Raw genomic sequence first — 16500 nt, 5'->3', positions numbered from 1 at the left:
TACCGTGCCAAGCTCCATAGTTATATGGGGAAGGTGTAGAGACTACCGAAAAGGACTTTTAGTTAACTGAGTAGGGTACGGCAGATGATAGGCTACTGCTGGAAGTGCAAGGCTCTCTGCAAAGAGATGAAGAGATAGTCCGGACTATAGAAATGGAAAATCTATAGATAGTGCCAGAAACAACTCCAGGTGGTCGTGCGTTGAAATTCTATTCAACTGTCCGTCTTGAAGTACGTCGTGCTGAGCAATTAAAGCAAGGTAATGACATCGTTGGTAATAAAACGAAAGTAAAAGTAGTTAAAAATAAAGTTGCACCGCCATTCCGTGTTGCTGAAGTTGATATTATGTACGGAGAAGGTATTTCAAGAGAAGGTGAAATCTTAGATATGGCTTCTGAACTTGATATCGTTCAAAAGAGCGGTGCTTGGTACTCTTATAATGAAGAACGCTTAGGACAAGGTCGTGAAAATTCGAAGCAATTCTTAAAAGAGAATACGGATTTAAGAGAGGAAATTGCCTTCTTTGTTCGTGAACATCACGGAATTGGTGAAAACTCTGGTGTTGAAGACACGGAAGATTCAACTCGTCAAGATTAAAAAATAAAAGACACGGTCCCGTGTCTTTTATTTTTTAATCCACTATGAAAGCGTTGTATATAGCTGGAGATAAAATATTTATTCTATCCAAAAGGCTATGTGTAAAGGGGAATATTTATATATTTTAAGTGAATGAATTGGGATTTTCTAAGGTTTTCCAGGATAATATGCCGTCTGTTTTTTTAATCTATATAAGATTCAGGGCTGAAGGTAAAGAAAGTAAAAGTAGACAACGCTTGACAATGAAAATTGCGATAGATACAATGAGAATGTATATTTTTTCTTATATACGATACACTCTTCTCAAGAAGAGAAGTAATATTCGGAGTAAGACTTAAATCTTGCCGAAATAATAATATGACATTTTAATTGTGAAATGAAGAAAGTCCCTTAAAAAAGCGGGACGACGGTCTTTGCTGTACGTTGTAATTCAATGTACATGCCGACAGTCTTTTTTCATTCATAGCAAGGGGAGGTGAAATCATGAGTAGTACAGTTTGGATACTCATCTCCATTTTGCTTGCAACAGTCGGTGCAGTTGTTGGCTTTTTTGTTCGAAAGTCTATTGCTGAAGCGAAGATTAATGGTGCAGCTAATGAAGCAAAACGTATTCTAGACGAAGCGAATCGTGATGCTGAAGCACTTAAAAAAGAAGCGCTTTTAGAAGCAAAGGATGAAATTCATACACTTCGTACAGAAGCTGAATTAGAAATTCGTGACCGTAGAAGCGAATTACAAAAACAAGAAAATCGTTTAATGCAAAAAGAAGAGAACCTTGATCGTAAAGACGAAACGCTCGATAAGCGCGAGCAACAGTTAGAAAAGAAAGAGGAATCTCTTGTAGCAAAACAACAACAGATTGAAGAGTTGGAAAGCAAAGTGGGAGAGTTAGTTCAAAAGCAACAAACAGAATTAGAGCGCATTTCCAATCTGACCCGCGAACAAGCGAAAGCAATTATTCTTGGTAAAGTGGAAAGTGAAGTTTCTCATGAAATTGCCGTTATGGTAAAAGAAAGTGAAGTTCGCGCGAAAGAAGAAGCGGATAAGAAGGCAAAAGAGATTTTATCTCTTGCAATGCAAAGATGTGCAGCTGATCATGTTGCTGAAACAACCGTTTCGGTTGTAAATCTTCCAAATGACGAAATGAAGGGACGTATTATCGGACGTGAAGGTCGTAATATTCGTACGTTAGAAACGTTAACAGGTATTGACCTTATTATCGATGATACACCAGAAGCGGTAATTCTATCTGGATTTGACCCGATTCGTCGTGAAACAGCTCGTATCGCTCTTGATAAACTAGTACAGGACGGACGTATTCACCCAGCGCGTATTGAAGAGATGGTCGAAAAATCAAGACGTGAAGTGGACGAGTATATTCGTGAAGTCGGAGAGCAAACAACGTTTGAAGTGGGTGTTCATGGCTTACATCCAGATTTAATTAAAATTTTAGGTCGTTTAAAATACCGTACAAGTTATGGACAAAACGTCTTAAAACACTCTATGGAAGTTGCATACTTAACTGGACTTATGGCAGCGGAGCTTGGTGAGGATGAAAAACTAGCAAGACGTGCTGGTCTGTTACATGATATTGGAAAAGCAATCGATCATGAAGTAGAAGGTAGTCACGTTGAAATTGGTGTTGAACTCGCAACGAAATATAAAGAGCATCCTGTTGTAATAAACAGTATTGCATCTCACCATGGTGACACAGAACCAACTTCTATCATTGCAGTTCTAGTTGCTGCAGCAGATGCATTATCAGCTGCAAGACCGGGAGCTCGTAGTGAAACGCTTGAGAACTACATTCGTCGTCTTGAAAAGTTGGAAGAGATTTCAGAGTCTTATGAAGGTGTAGAAAAATCTTTCGCAATTCAAGCAGGACGTGAAGTTCGTATTCTGGTAAAACCAGATACAATTGATGATTTAGAAGCTCATCGTTTAGCTCGTGATATTCGAAAACGTATTGAAAATGAACTGGATTATCCAGGACATATTAAAGTAACTGTTATTCGTGAAACACGTGCAGTGGAATACGCAAAATAAAGTGGTGAAACACCACTTTATTTTTTTGTGTTGGAATTGGGTAAAATAAAGAAAACTATTTATCCCGCGTTAACGTCCGATTGGTGAAGGCTAATAATCAGTGGGGATGAACACCCCCCACTGATTATAGTTTCACTTTATGAGCAGTATGCAAGTGAAAGAAACTTATAATAGATAAATTGTAACTGTTGTAAGGAAATAGCTTCAAGTTATAGTATGGTAATAAAAAATGTAGTACATAGAAAGGGTAAGACATATGAGAATATTATTTGTTGGGGATGTAGTAGGATCTCCTGGTAGAGACATGATTCAACAGTACGTACCGGCTTTAAAGAAAAAATATACACCTACAGTAACAATTATTAATGGAGAAAATGCTGCGGGTGGACGTGGAATTACGGAAAAAATATATCGAAACTTTTTAGAGTGCGGGGCACAAGCGGTTACGCTTGGAAACCATGCTTGGGATAACCGTGAAGTATTTGAGTTTATTGATGATGCAAAATATCTTGCAAGACCAGCTAACTTCCCAGAAGGGACGCCGGGAAAAGGGCTTATCTTTGTAAATTGTAATGGAACAGAAGTTGCAGTTATTAACTTACAAGGACGTACTTTCCTTCCTCCAATCGATTGTCCATTCCGTAAAGTGGATGAGTTAATCAGCATTGCAAAAAAACGTACAAACATTATCTTTGTTGATTTTCATGCTGAAACAACAAGTGAGAAGCAGGCGTTAGGTTGGTACGTAGACGGTCGTGCTACAGCGGTAGTAGGTACACATACACACGTTCCTACAGCTGATAATCGTATTTTACCAAGCGGAACAGCTTATATTACAGATGTTGGTATGACAGGCCCATATGATGGGATTTTAGGTATGGATCGCGAAGCGGTATTGAAGAAGTTTTTAACGAACTTACCAGTACGTTTTGAAGTGACGAATGGTAGAACGCAATTAAGTGCAGTGTTAATTGATGTGGATCCTAATACAGGGAAAGCGAAGAAAATTGAGCGTATTTTAATTAATGATGACCAGCCGTTTTTTGATTGATTTTTAATGAAAAGTTAGAGAATTTTTTATATTTTAATTTTTTAGAAAAATTACAGGAATTTAGCAGGAATACGTGTCATTCCTCGTGAATATAAGTTAAAGTGAAATAATTGCTATTACTTTTTATAGAAACGAGGAGGAAACGCGGAATGGAAATATTAAAAGTTAAAGCAACGTCGGTCCCTAATTCTGTAGCTGGTGCACTTGCAGGTGTTATTCGCGAACGCGGAACAGCAGAAATTCAAGCTATTGGTGCAGGTGCATTGAACCAAGCGGTAAAGGCAGTAGCAATTGCAAGAGGATTTGTAGCGCCTAGCGGTTTGGACTTGATTTGTATCCCAGCGTTTACAGATATTATGATTGATGGTGAAGAGCGTACAGCAATAAAATTAATTGTAGAACCTCGTTAAGTTGAAACAACCTGTTTGCATGTATGCAAACAGGTTGTTTTTGTAATGGAGGAATGAAAATGAAAATTTTTGATGCGCATTGCGATGTACTCTTTCAGTTATGGAGTGCAAAGGGGAAAAAAGACTTTCAAAACGATTCACAATTACATATTACATTTGAACAATTAAAGAAAAGAAAAGGAAGTATACAATGCTTTGCTATATATGTACCAGAAACAGTAGCGTATGAAAATCGTTTTGAAGTTGCGCTGCAAATGATAGATATTTTTCATAATGAAATTTTATCGCTACCAGGAATGAAGTTTATTCAGACAAAAAACGATATTAACATGCTAAAACAGGACGAGATTGGAGCATTATTAACATTAGAAGGATGCGAAGCAATTGGAAAAGAAGCGATGAAATTACGTTTGTTTTATCGCTTAGGTGTACGTTCCTTTGGATTGACATGGAACTATGCCAATCTGTTAGCTGATGGAGCGCTAGAGGCACGTGGGGCAGGTTTAACTACATTTGGTAGACAGGTTGTACAAGAACTTAATACGTTATATTTATGGACGGATGTGTCTCACTTAAATGAAAGAAGCTTTTGGGATGTTATAGAAATTGCTGAAAACCCAATTGCATCTCACTCAAACTGTTATCAACTTTGTGGGCATCCACGCAATTTAACCGATGAACAAATAAGAGCTCTTATAAAGAAAAATAGCATTATTGGTATTACTTTCGTACCACAGTTTTTAACGAATGAAAGACAAGCGAATATAGCAGATATATTAAGGCATGTGGAATATATTTGTTCATTAGGTGGAGAGAAAAATATAGGGTTTGGTTCTGATTTTGATGGGATTTTAGAAACTGTTGTAGGTGTAGAAGCATATAGGGATTATGAAAATATAATTAACCAACTTTGTAAAAAGTATAGTGAATCAATGGTAGAGCATTTTTTGTATAAAAATTTTATTGACCGTATTACTTTCTGATTATTAATTTCTAAAAAATCAGAAAAAAATAAATTTTACTCGCGGTAATTTATTGATTTTTTTAAGACCTAATACTAGAATGGTGAACGAAATAGCATTATACTAAAGATTAAGGGAAATCAGAAGAGGCATAATTTGCGTCCATTGTAGTTTATTTGCATAAAAAATGCTAAACTAATACTGTAAAAAAATACACTACAATGAATGCAGCCAAAAGGGGTGTAGGAGATGATTAGTCAACTTTCATGGAAAGTTGGAGGCCAACAAGGTGAAGGAATTGAAAGTACAGGGGAAATCTTCTGTATTGCATTAAACCGATTAGGATATTACCTATACGGTTACCGCCACTTCTCATCACGTATTAAAGGCGGCCATACAAATAATAAAATTCGTGTAAGTACAACAGAAGTACGCGCGATCTCAGATGATTTAGATATTTTAATTGCTTTTGATCAAGAAACAATTGATTTTAACTTCCACGAACTACGTCCGGGCGGAATTGTAGTTGCGGATGCGAAATTTAATCCAACAATACCTGATAATACAGATGTAAATCTATATGTGATACCGTTTACAGATATTGCTTCAGAGTTAGGCACATCATTAATGAAAAATATGGTTGCTGTTGGGGCATCTAGTTCGGTATTAGGGTTAGACGAAACAGCTTATTTAGAGGTTGTTGAAGAAATCTTTGGTCGTAAAGGGGAGCAAGTCGTTCAAAAGAATATGGAAGCAATTAAACGCGGCTCTCAATATATGAAAGAATTGCTTGGTGAGAAAGTAAACATGATGCAACTTGAAAAAGCTGATGGTAAGAAACGCATGTTTATGATTGGAAACGACGCAATCGCATTTGGTGCGGTAGCTGGTGGTGCTCGCTTTATGTCCGCATACCCAATCACACCTGCATCTGAAATTATGGAATATTTAATTAAAAAGTTACCGAAAGTCGGCGGAACAGTAATCCAAACTGAGGATGAAATCGCAGCTTGTACAATGGCGATCGGTGCAAACTACGCTGGTGTTCGTACATTAACAGCATCTGCTGGTCCTGGTCTTTCATTAATGATGGAAGCAATTGGTTTAGCAGGTATTACTGAAACACCACTAGTTATCATTGATACACAACGTGGTGGTCCAAGTACGGGCTTACCAACAAAACAAGAGCAGTCTGACTTAATGGCTATGATTTACGGAACGCATGGTGAAATTCCAAAAATCGTAATGGCGCCAAGTACAGTTGAAGAAGCTTTCTATGATATTGTAGAAGCGTTTAACTTAGCAGAAGAATATCAAGTGCCTGTTATCTTCTTAACAGATCTACAGCTTTCTTTAGGAAAGCAAACAGTAGAACCACTTAAGTTAGATAAAGTTGAAATTCGTCGCGGTAAGCTTGATTTAGAAATAGAATTACCAGAACGTGAAAATAAAGCATACTTCAAGCGTTATGAAGTAACAGAAGATGGAGTTTCACCACGTGTTTTACCTGGTATGAAAAATGGTATTCACCATGTTACAGGTGTAGAACATGATGAAACGGGTAAACCATCTGAATCAGCGTTAAATCGTAAAGATCAAATGGACAAACGTTTCCGTAAAATGGCGAACTTGCAGTTTAATACCCCTATTTACAAAAATGCTAAGCATGATGACGCAGACGTATTGTTAGTTGGCTTTAACTCAACTCGTGGTGCGATCGAAGAGGCAATGCAGCGTTTGGAACAAGAAGGAATGAAAGTAAACCATGCCCATGTACGTTTAATTCATCCGTTCCCAACAGCTGAAATCGATCCACTTGTGAAAAAAGCGAAGCGTGTTGTAGTAGTAGAAAACAATGCAACTGGTCAGCTTGCTAACATTATGAAAATGAATCTTGGCAATGGTGAGAAAATTTCTAGTCTTTTAAAATACGATGGAAATCCATTCTTGCCGAAAGAGATTTACAACGAATGTAAAAAAGGGGTTGTATTAAATGGCAACATTTAAGGACTTTCGTAACAGTGTAAAACCAAACTGGTGCCCAGGTTGCGGAGACTTCTCGGTGCAGGCTGCGATTCAGCGTGCGGCAGCTAACGTTGGTTTAAATCCAGATGAGCTAGCTGTTATTTCTGGTATCGGCTGTTCAGGTCGTATTTCAGGGTATATTAATTCATATGGTTTGCATAGTATTCACGGACGTGCTCTTCCGATTGCACAAGGTGTGAAAATGGCAAATCGTGATTTAACAGTTATTGCATCCGGTGGTGACGGTGATGGTTTTGCGATTGGTATGGGACATACGATCCATTCTATTCGTCGTAACATTGATATTACGTACATCGTAATGGATAACCAAATTTACGGATTAACAAAAGGTCAAACTTCACCACGTAGTGAAGCTGGATTTAAAACGAAAAGTACACCACAAGGTTCAATTGAACCATCACTAAATGTTATGGAAATGGCTTTAACAGCTGGTGCGACATTTGTGGCGCAAAGCTTTTCAAGTGATTTAAAAGAATTGACGCAAATTATTGAAGCTGGTATTAACCATAAAGGCTTTTCATTAATTAATGTATTTAGTCCATGTGTTACTTACAATAAAGTAAATACTTATGATTGGTTTAAAGAGAATTTAACGAAACTAAGTACAGTAGAAGGATATGATCCATCTAACCGCATGATGGCTATGCAAACATTAATGGAAAAGAACGGGTTAGTAACAGGTTTAATTTATCAAAATACAAAGCAGCCTTCTTACCAAGAGCTTGTAAAAGACTATAGTGAAAAGCCTTTAGTGCAAGCTGATTTAAATATGGATCAGAAAATGTTTGATGAGCTTGTTGCTGAATTTATGTAATGATCGGAGAGAAGGTTGCCACTTGGCAACCTTCTTTTTGAGTGAATAAAAATAATTAATAGATTTGTTTACTTAGAAAATTCAGAATGATAAAATAATATATAAATCGTTGTATAAAAATAGCATGTTCATTAACTGTGAAATGTAATATAGGATAAGGCTTCCTCTTCGTTAAAGTTGGCTAAACGCTCTATACTATGATAATGTGTATAGGGATAAAGCAATATGCTTTTCAATAGGACAAGATGAAATAATAAAAAGGGAATGTCTATTTGTGTGGGGAAGACTTCATTCTTACGGATGATTAGATCGATTACTCAAGTTTCAAAGGGCAAGTTATCTCTCAAGCTATCTAACATCATTGAGATGGGTCTAAGCGCATTAAAATGGACTACAGAGTGTGTATAGTTAAGGGTGAAAGGAGATTACCGATGAACGAGCAACAACGATTAGCAAGTCGACAAGCAAATTCCTCTACGAAAAAAGAAGAGAAAGATTATAGTAAATACTTTGAAAGTGTATACCAACCACCTTCCTTGAAATTGGCGAAAAAGCGTGGGAAAGAAGAAGTTAAAATTGAACGAGATTTTGGCTTACCTGAAGAGTTCCGCAATTTTGGCGCAGGAAGAAAGTTTTACATTCGTACATATGGCTGTCAAATGAATGAACATGATACAGAAGTAATGGCTGGGATTTTTACAACACTTGGATATGAGCCAACTTTTTCAACTGAAGAGGCAGATGTGATTTTATTAAATACTTGTGCAATTCGTGAAAATGCTGAAAATAAAGTGTTCGGTGAACTTGGTCATTTAAAATCATTAAAGCGAAGAAATCCGGATCTTTTAATTGGTGTATGTGGTTGTATGTCTCAAGAAGAATCTGTTGTAAATAAAATTATGCAAAAAAATCAGCATGTAGATATGGTGTTTGGTACACATAATATTCATAGATTACCGTATATCTTAAAGGACGCAATGTTCTCAAAAGAGACGGTAGTTGAAGTTTGGTCAAAAGAAGGGGATGTAATTGAAAACCTTCCGAAAGTACGTCGTGGTGATATTAAAGCTTGGGTAAATATTATGTATGGCTGTGATAAGTTCTGTACATATTGTATTGTACCGTATACACGCGGAAAAGAGCGCAGCAGACGTCCAGAAGATATTATTAAAGAAATTCGCCATTTAGCTGCGAACGGTTATAAAGAAATTACGTTACTTGGACAAAACGTAAACGCATACGGTAAAGACTTTGAAGATATACAATATGGTCTTGGCGATTTAATGGATGAACTTCGTAAAATCGATATCGCACGTATTCGTTTTACAACAAGCCATCCACGTGATTTTGATGATCATTTAATTGATGTTCTTGGAAAAGGTGGTAACCTAGTAGAACATATCCACTTACCAGTTCAATCTGGTAGTACAGATATGCTTAAAATTATGGCGCGTAAATATTCACGAGAACACTATTTAGAGCTTGTACGAAAAATTAAAGAAACCATTCCGAATGCAGTACTAACGACTGATATTATCGTTGGTTTCCCAAATGAAACGGATGAGCAGTTTGAAGAGACGATGTCGTTATATCGTGAAGTAGGATTTGATACGGCATTTACATTTATTTATTCTCCGCGTGAAGGTACACCAGCTGCAAAAATGCAGGATAATGTGCCGATGGAAGTGAAGAAAGAGCGATTACAACGCTTAAATACACTAGTGAATGAATATGCAGTTAATAAGAATAAGCGCTATATAGGACAAATTGTAGAAGTATTAGTTGATGGAGAAAGTAAGAATAACCCTGAAGTACTTGCAGGATACACACGTACGAATAAACTTGTAAACTTTGTTGCTTCAAAATCTTTAATTGGTCAGCTTGTGAAAGTAAAAGTAACGGAAGCAAAAACTTGGTCTCTTAACGGGGAATTGGTTAAGGAACCGATTGAGGTGAAATAATAGATGAAAGTATATACGAAAGATGAAATTGTTGAGCAAGCGAAAGAATTAGCAAAAATGATCTCTGAAACAGAAGAAGTCGATTTCTTTAAGCGAGCAGAAGCACAAATTCATAAAAATGAAAATGTAAAGCGAGCAATTGAAGAAATAAAAGCTTTGCAAAAACAAGCAGTAAACTTGCAACATTATGGGAAATGGGAAGCTTTGAAAAAAGTAGAAGCTGAAATTGATGCGCTTCAAGATAAGTTAGATAATATCCCAGTTGTACAGGAGTTTAAATCTTCACAAACATATGTAAATGACTTACTACAGCTAGTTGCTAGTACCATTTCTAACAATGTAACAGATGAAATATTAGTTTCAACTGGTGGCGATGTGTTGAAGGGTGAAACTGGTGCGGCGGTAGAAAGTAAAAAAGGAAATTGTGGTTGTTAAAGAGGTGTCTTATTGACATCTCTTTTTTTAGTGGGTTATATCGTAAATTCTTCTCAAAAAAAAGAATGACACATTCCGCTATTGTCACGCATATGATTAAGTGAATAGTGATTGAGGAGGGTTACAAATGTCCGAATTTAGAGAGATTATTACAAAAGCAGTGGTTGGAAAAGGACGTAAGTATACAAAGTCAACGCATACATGTGAATCGAATAATGAGCCAACAAGTATTTTAGGGTGCTGGGTAATTAACCATTCGTACGAAGCGAGAAAGAATGGGAAACATGTGGAAATTGAAGGTTTCTATGATGTAAACACTTGGTATTCATTTGATGGAAACACAAAGACTGAAGTTGTAACAGAACGTGTTAACTACACTGATGAAGTAAGCATTGGGTATCGTGATAAAAACTTCTCTGGTGACGATTTAGAAATTATCGCTCGTGTAATTCAGCCGCCAAATTGTTTAGAAGCTCTTGTATCGCCAAATGGTAATAAAATTGTTGTGACGGTAGAACGTGAATTTGTAACAGAAGTAGTTGGAGAAACGAAAATTTGTGTAAGTGTAAATCCTGAAGGTTGCGTAGAATCAGACGAGGATTTCCAAGTCGATGATGATGAGTTTGAAGAATTAGATCCGAACTTTATCGTTGACGCAGAAGAAGAGTAAGAGAAAGCTAGGGAGAAGTTCTTCCTAGCTTTTTACAGTACATAAGTGGTGCTGAATGACCATGATTCCTTATGAAATGTGCTATAATGAGGAAAGACTCCTGGAATAGGAGATAGGGTGTCCGTGAAGTGTGACATATATAAAGTGAAACTTTAATCAGTGGGGGATCATCCCCACTGATTATTAGTTGAACCAATCGGGCTTTTACGGGCAGTGGATCTCCCACCTAACTTCTTTGTTCCAGCCGATTTTTGAGGTGGGAATCTTACTGCCCGTTAATGCGGGATGAATATAGATTATTATGTAAGAATTATGGAGGAAAGACATGACGCAATATACGCCTATGATACAGCAATACTTAAAGGTTAAGGCAGACTATCAAGATGCCTTTTTATTTTTCCGATTAGGTGATTTTTATGAAATGTTCTTTGAAGATGCGGTTAAAGCAGCTCATGAACTTGAAATTACATTAACGAGCCGAGATGGTGGTAGTAGTGAACGTATACCGATGTGCGGTGTACCGCATCATGCAGCTAAAAATTATATTGAACAACTTGTTGAAAAAGGATATAAAGTAGCTGTTTGTGAGCAAGTGGAAGATCCAAAAACAGCTAAAGGTGTAGTGCGCCGTGAAGTAGTACAACTAATTACGCCAGGAACGATGATGGAAGGGCGTACAATAGACGAGAAAGAGAATAACTTCTTAGCAGCATTAACACATTTTGAAGATGGATCTTATGCGCTAGCTTGCAATGACTTAACGACTGGACAAAATACAGTGACGTTGTTAACAGGTTCAGTAGAAGATATTTTATTAGAAGTGTATGCAACTGGTTCAAAAGAAATTGTTGTAGATTCTACATTTTCAAAAGATGAGTTAAATAAATTAACTGAAACATTAAAAATGACGATTTCGTATGAAGATGCAACAACTATTCCAGAAGGATTAGAACATCTTGTGAAAAATGTTTCCCAAGCAAAATTAATTAAAGCAATTGGACGCTTATTTAACTATGTGATAAGAACACAAAAACGTTCGTTAGATCACTTGCAACCAGTAGAAATTTATTACACGAATCAATTTATGAAAATTGATGTGCATTCAAAACGCAATTTAGAGTTAACAGAGACTCTTCGCACGAAGGAAAAGACAGGCTCATTATTATGGCTATTAGACAAAACAAAAACGGCTATGGGTGGGCGTATGTTAAAACAGTGGATGGAACGTCCACTTATCCAGAAAGAAAAAGTTGAAGAGCGTTTAGAAATGGTTGAAACGTTTGTAAATGATTACTTCTTACGTGAAGATTTAAAAGAAAAGCTAAAAGAAGTATATGATTTAGAGCGTTTAGCAGGGAAAGTTGCATTTGGTAATGTAAATGCACGGGACTTATTACAGTTAAGACGTTCTTTACTGCAAGTACCAGCTATTTTAGAAGCGATTAGTCTTTTAGATAATGCTTATGCAGCAAGGTTAATTCAAGGTGCGGATCCATGTGAGAGCTTAACTGAATTACTAGGAAGAAGTATTCAAGAGAACCCACCGCTTTCTATTAAAGATGGAGATATTATTAAAGATGGTTATAATGACAAGCTTGATCAATATCGTTATGTTAGTAAAAACGGAAAAACGTGGATCGCTGAGCTTGAAAAACGAGAGCGTGATATTACAGGGATTAAATCATTAAAAATTGGGTACAACCGTATTTTTGGCTACTACATTGAAGTGACAAAGGCGAATCTTGCAGCACTTCCAGAAGGGCGCTATGAGCGTAAACAAACACTTGCAAATGCAGAGCGTTTCATAACAGATGAACTAAAAGAAAAAGAAACATTAATCTTAGAAGCAGAAGAGAAAATTGTACAATTAGAATACGATTTATTTACAGCACTTCGCGAAGAAGTAAAAGTATTCATACCGAAATTGCAACACTTAGCGAAAGTAATTAGTGAACTAGACGTACTGCAAAGTTTTGCGACAGTTAGTGAAGAAGAGCAATTTGTAAAACCTGTTTTAACAACTAAACGCGAAATCTTTATTAAAGATGGTCGTCATCCTGTCGTTGAAAAAGTATTGAACGGGAAATTGTATGTACCGAATGATTGTATTATGCCGGAGAAGATGGATGTCTTTTTAATTACAGGACCGAACATGTCTGGTAAAAGTACGTATATGAGACAATTAGCACTTGTTACTGTTATGTCACAAATTGGTTGCTTCGTACCAGCGACAGAAGCAGTATTACCTGTCTTCGATCAAATCTTTACGAGAATTGGTGCAGCGGATGATTTAATCTCAGGTCAAAGTACATTTATGGTTGAAATGTTAGAAGCGAAAAATGCAATTGCAAATGCATCAGAAAGAAGTTTAATTTTATTCGATGAAATTGGACGCGGTACATCTACGTATGATGGTATGGCACTTGCACAAGCAATCATTGAACATATTCATGACCAAATTGGTGCGAAAACATTATTCTCTACACATTATCATGAATTAACAGTGTTAGAAGAAAATTTAGACCAACTAAAGAATGTACATGTTTCAGCAATTGAAGAGAATGGAAAAGTAGTTTTCCTTCATAAAATTCAAGATGGAGCGGCTGATAAAAGTTACGGAATTCACGTTGCTCAACTTGCTGAGCTTCCAGATAGCTTAATCGCTCGCGCGAAAGAAGTGTTAGCACAACTAGAAGGACAGGAAGAAATTATTATTCCGAAACGAGTAGAAGTGAAAGCACAAGAAGTTGCTCCAGAACCAGTTGTTGTAAAAGAAGAACCGGCAAAAATACAAGAAGAGACAGACGAAGAATCACAACTATCTTTCTTTGGAGGAGAACAGTCTTCGAAAAAACAAGACAAGCCTGTGCTCGATCAAAAAGAAACGGCAGTACTTGTACAAATTAAAAAGATTGATTTACTCGATATGACGCCTTTAGAAGCGATGAACGAACTGTATCGTTTACAGAAAAAGTTAAAGAAAGGATGAGTAAGTAGATGGGGAAAATTCGCAAACTCGATGATCAACTCTCTAATTTAATTGCGGCAGGGGAAGTAGTAGAGCGCCCTGCCTCAGTTGTAAAAGAACTCGTGGAAAATTCCATCGATGCGAATAGTACATCTATTGAAATCCACTTAGAAGAAGCTGGGTTATCGAAAATTCGCATCATTGATAATGGAGATGGCATTGCAGAAGAAGATTGTATCGTTGCATTTGAACGCCACGCAACGAGCAAAATTAAAGATGAAAATGATTTATTTCGTATAAGAACGCTCGGTTTCCGCGGAGAGGCCCTGCCGAGTATTGCTTCTGTAAGTGAATTAGAATTAATCACAAGCACAGGTGATGCGCCTGGTACACACCTTATTATTAAAGGTGGAGACATTATAAAACAAGAGAAAACGGCGAGCCGAAAAGGAACAGATATTACAGTACAAAACTTATTCTTTAATACACCAGCGCGCCTTAAATATATGAAAACTATTCATACAGAGCTTGGGAACATTACAGATATCGTGTATCGGATTGCAATGTCTCATCCAGAAGTATCGTTAAAACTGTTTCATAATGAAAAGAAATTGCTTCATACATCAGGAAACGGTGATGTAAGACAAGTACTTGCATCGATTTACAGCATTCAAGTTGCGAAGAAGCTGATTCCGATTGAAGCTGAGTCTCTAGACTTTACCATTAAAGGTTATGTAACATTGCCCGAAGTAACGAGAGCGTCTCGTAACTATATGTCAACGATTGTAAATGGCCGTTACGTTCGAAATTTCGTATTAATGAAAGCAATTCAGCAAGGATATCATACGTTACTGCCAATCGGACGATACCCAATCGGCTTCTTATCAATTGAAATGGATCCAATGCTTGTTGATGTCAACGTACATCCAGCAAAATTAGAAGTTCGCTTTAGTAAAGAACAAGAATTGCTAAAACTTATCGAAGAAACATTGCAAGCTGCATTCAAAAAAATACAACTCATTCCAGATGCCGGTGTGACAATGAAGAAAAAAGAAAAAGATGAAAGTGTGCAAGGGCAGTTCCAGTTTGAGCATACAAAACCGAAAGAACCATCTATGCATAATATTGTTTTACCGACTGGAATGGATGAGAAACAAGAAGAAACAACGACGGCTGTGAAACAGCCAGCGCAACTTTGGCAACCACCGAAGCAGGAATGGCAGCCACCACAGTCGCTCGTAAGAGAAGAAGAAGGCTGGCAACCAACTACTACTAAATCGATAATCGAAGAACCGATTCGAGAAGGAAAATCATGGAACAGTAATGAAGAGGATTTTGAATTAGAGGAATTGGAAGAAGAAGTTGGAGAAATAAAAGAGATTGAAATGAACGGTAATGACTTACCACCGCTTTATCCAATTGGACAAATGCACGGAACATATATTTTTGCTCAAAATGATAAAGGGTTATACATGATCGACCAGCACGCAGCGCAGGAACGCATCAATTATGAATATTTCCGTGATAAAGTGGGACGAGTTACGCAAGAAGTACAAGAATTACTTGTACCGTACCGTATTGATTTATCTCTTACCGAATTTTTACGTGTCGAAGAGCAGTTAGAAGAACTAAAAAAAGTTGGACTATTTTTGGAGCAATTCGGCCATCAATCCTTTATCGTCCGTTCGCACCCAACGTGGTTCCCGAAAGGACAAGAAACAGAAATCATCGATGAAATGATGGAGCAAGTTGTCAAACTAAAAAAAGTAGATATTAAAAAACTACGAGAAGAAGCAGCCATCATGATGAGCTGTAAAGCTTCCATAAAAGCAAATCAATATTTAACGAACGATCAAATATTTGCTTTACTTGAAGAACTTCGTACGACGACAAACCCGTATACATGTCCGCATGGAAGACCGATTCTGGTGCATCATTCTACTTATGAATTGGAGAAGATGTTTAAGAGGGTTATGTAGGGGAAGTTGTTTTCTTCTAAAATGTTTTGGATTTAATAAAGATAAAGTTAGATTGCAAAGGGAGCAACAGTAATTAGTTGCTCTCTTTTTTATGTAGATTTGTTATTGTTCAATGAGTGTGAAGCAGTTTAGTTTTGAAATAAGAATTGGAAAGAGTATTTAAGAGGTTATAAAGGTATTTTGTTTTTAGTATTTATTCATTTTTGAAGGAATTAATTTCTTGGCTATGGTTACTTTATCCTGTTATCAAATCCTACTAAGAATGAAAAAAGCGTGCTATATCAGCACTTTTAAAAAGGAAAGTTTTCTAGTAAACTCTCCTTTTTAAAGGGTGTGTGAGCTGAAAAATCAAGATTTAGACACTACTTAAAACGTAACTGTGCATGGTCACAATGATGCTCTATAGAATTATTTATTTTTGTTATTATTAATTTTTTCAGTATATAGAACTTTTTCTTTGTAATGTTTTGTTATTGGGAAATTATGTGTACCTGTACCGTTTTTGTATTGTTTATAAACTGGGTTTTTGATAGGAACTGTTGTAGTTTCGGTAAATTCATAT

The 16500-nt window shown here is 36.7% G+C and carries 12 protein-coding genes; all 12 read left to right on the top strand.

All coding sequences use genetic code 11. The annotated features are described in order from the left end of the window. Window positions 1–170: 170 nt before the first annotated feature. Window positions 171–596, top strand: a complete 426-nt coding sequence (locus V7038_RS21360) for a recombinase RecA (protein ID WP_002111333.1) — start codon at window positions 171–173, stop codon at window positions 594–596. 483 nt (window positions 597–1079) lie between these two features. Then, window positions 1080–2642, top strand: coding sequence for a ribonuclease Y (rny, locus tag V7038_RS21355; protein WP_002111330.1), 1563 nt, complete (start codon window positions 1080–1082; stop codon window positions 2640–2642). Between the two features lie 256 nt (window positions 2643–2898). Next, entirely contained in the window at window positions 2899–3693 is a 795-nt protein-coding gene (locus tag V7038_RS21350; RefSeq protein ID WP_002014601.1) for a TIGR00282 family metallophosphoesterase, read from the top strand. A gap of 149 nt (window positions 3694–3842) precedes the next feature. Continuing rightward, window positions 3843–4103 (top strand): stage V sporulation protein SpoVS, encoded by a 261-nt coding sequence (gene spoVS / locus V7038_RS21345; RefSeq protein WP_000404341.1) that lies wholly within the window; start codon window positions 3843–3845, stop codon window positions 4101–4103. 59 nt (window positions 4104–4162) lie between these two features. Then, window positions 4163–5086 (top strand): dipeptidase, encoded by a 924-nt coding sequence (locus V7038_RS21340; RefSeq protein ID WP_002111329.1) that lies wholly within the window; start codon window positions 4163–4165, stop codon window positions 5084–5086. A 228-nt stretch (window positions 5087–5314) separates the two neighbouring features. Then, on the top strand, window positions 5315–7072 hold the full coding sequence (locus tag V7038_RS21335) for a 2-oxoacid:acceptor oxidoreductase subunit alpha (RefSeq protein WP_002111328.1): 1758 nt from the start codon (window positions 5315–5317) through the stop codon (window positions 7070–7072). Beyond that, window positions 7059–7925 carry a 2-oxoacid:ferredoxin oxidoreductase subunit beta gene (locus V7038_RS21330; RefSeq protein WP_002088040.1) on the top strand — a complete coding sequence of 289 codons (867 nt, stop codon included), beginning with the start codon at window positions 7059–7061 and terminating at the stop codon, window positions 7923–7925. Before V7038_RS21335 ends, V7038_RS21330 begins: the two co-directional genes overlap by 14 nt. Before the next feature lie 431 nt (window positions 7926–8356). Continuing rightward, window positions 8357–9886 (top strand): tRNA (N6-isopentenyl adenosine(37)-C2)-methylthiotransferase MiaB, encoded by a 1530-nt coding sequence (miaB, locus tag V7038_RS21325; RefSeq protein WP_016100344.1) that lies wholly within the window; start codon window positions 8357–8359, stop codon window positions 9884–9886. Between the two features lie 3 nt (window positions 9887–9889). Then, entirely contained in the window at window positions 9890–10321 is a 432-nt protein-coding gene (locus tag V7038_RS21320) for a RicAFT regulatory complex protein RicA family protein (RefSeq protein WP_002199557.1), read from the top strand. 127 nt (window positions 10322–10448) lie between these two features. Continuing rightward, a complete protein-coding gene (cotE, locus tag V7038_RS21315) occupies window positions 10449–10991 on the top strand; it encodes an outer spore coat protein CotE (protein WP_001288802.1) in 543 nt (180 codons plus the stop codon). A 325-nt stretch (window positions 10992–11316) separates the two neighbouring features. Further along, window positions 11317–13980 carry a DNA mismatch repair protein MutS gene (mutS, locus tag V7038_RS21310; RefSeq protein WP_335695615.1) on the top strand — a complete coding sequence of 888 codons (2664 nt, stop codon included), beginning with the start codon at window positions 11317–11319 and terminating at the stop codon, window positions 13978–13980. 8 nt (window positions 13981–13988) lie between these two features. Next, window positions 13989–15938: a DNA mismatch repair endonuclease MutL gene (gene mutL / locus V7038_RS21305; RefSeq protein ID WP_335695614.1), complete on the top strand. Its 1950-nt coding sequence runs from the start codon at window positions 13989–13991 to the stop codon at window positions 15936–15938. The last annotated feature ends 562 nt before the right edge of the window (window positions 15939–16500 follow it).

Source organism: Bacillus sp. JJ783, assembly GCF_036963225.1.
GTDB classification, from domain to species: domain Bacteria; phylum Bacillota; class Bacilli; order Bacillales; family Bacillaceae_G; genus Bacillus_A; species Bacillus_A cereus_U.
Note: the sequence above shows the minus strand (reverse complement) of the source record. Positions and strands in the feature narration are given on the sequence as shown.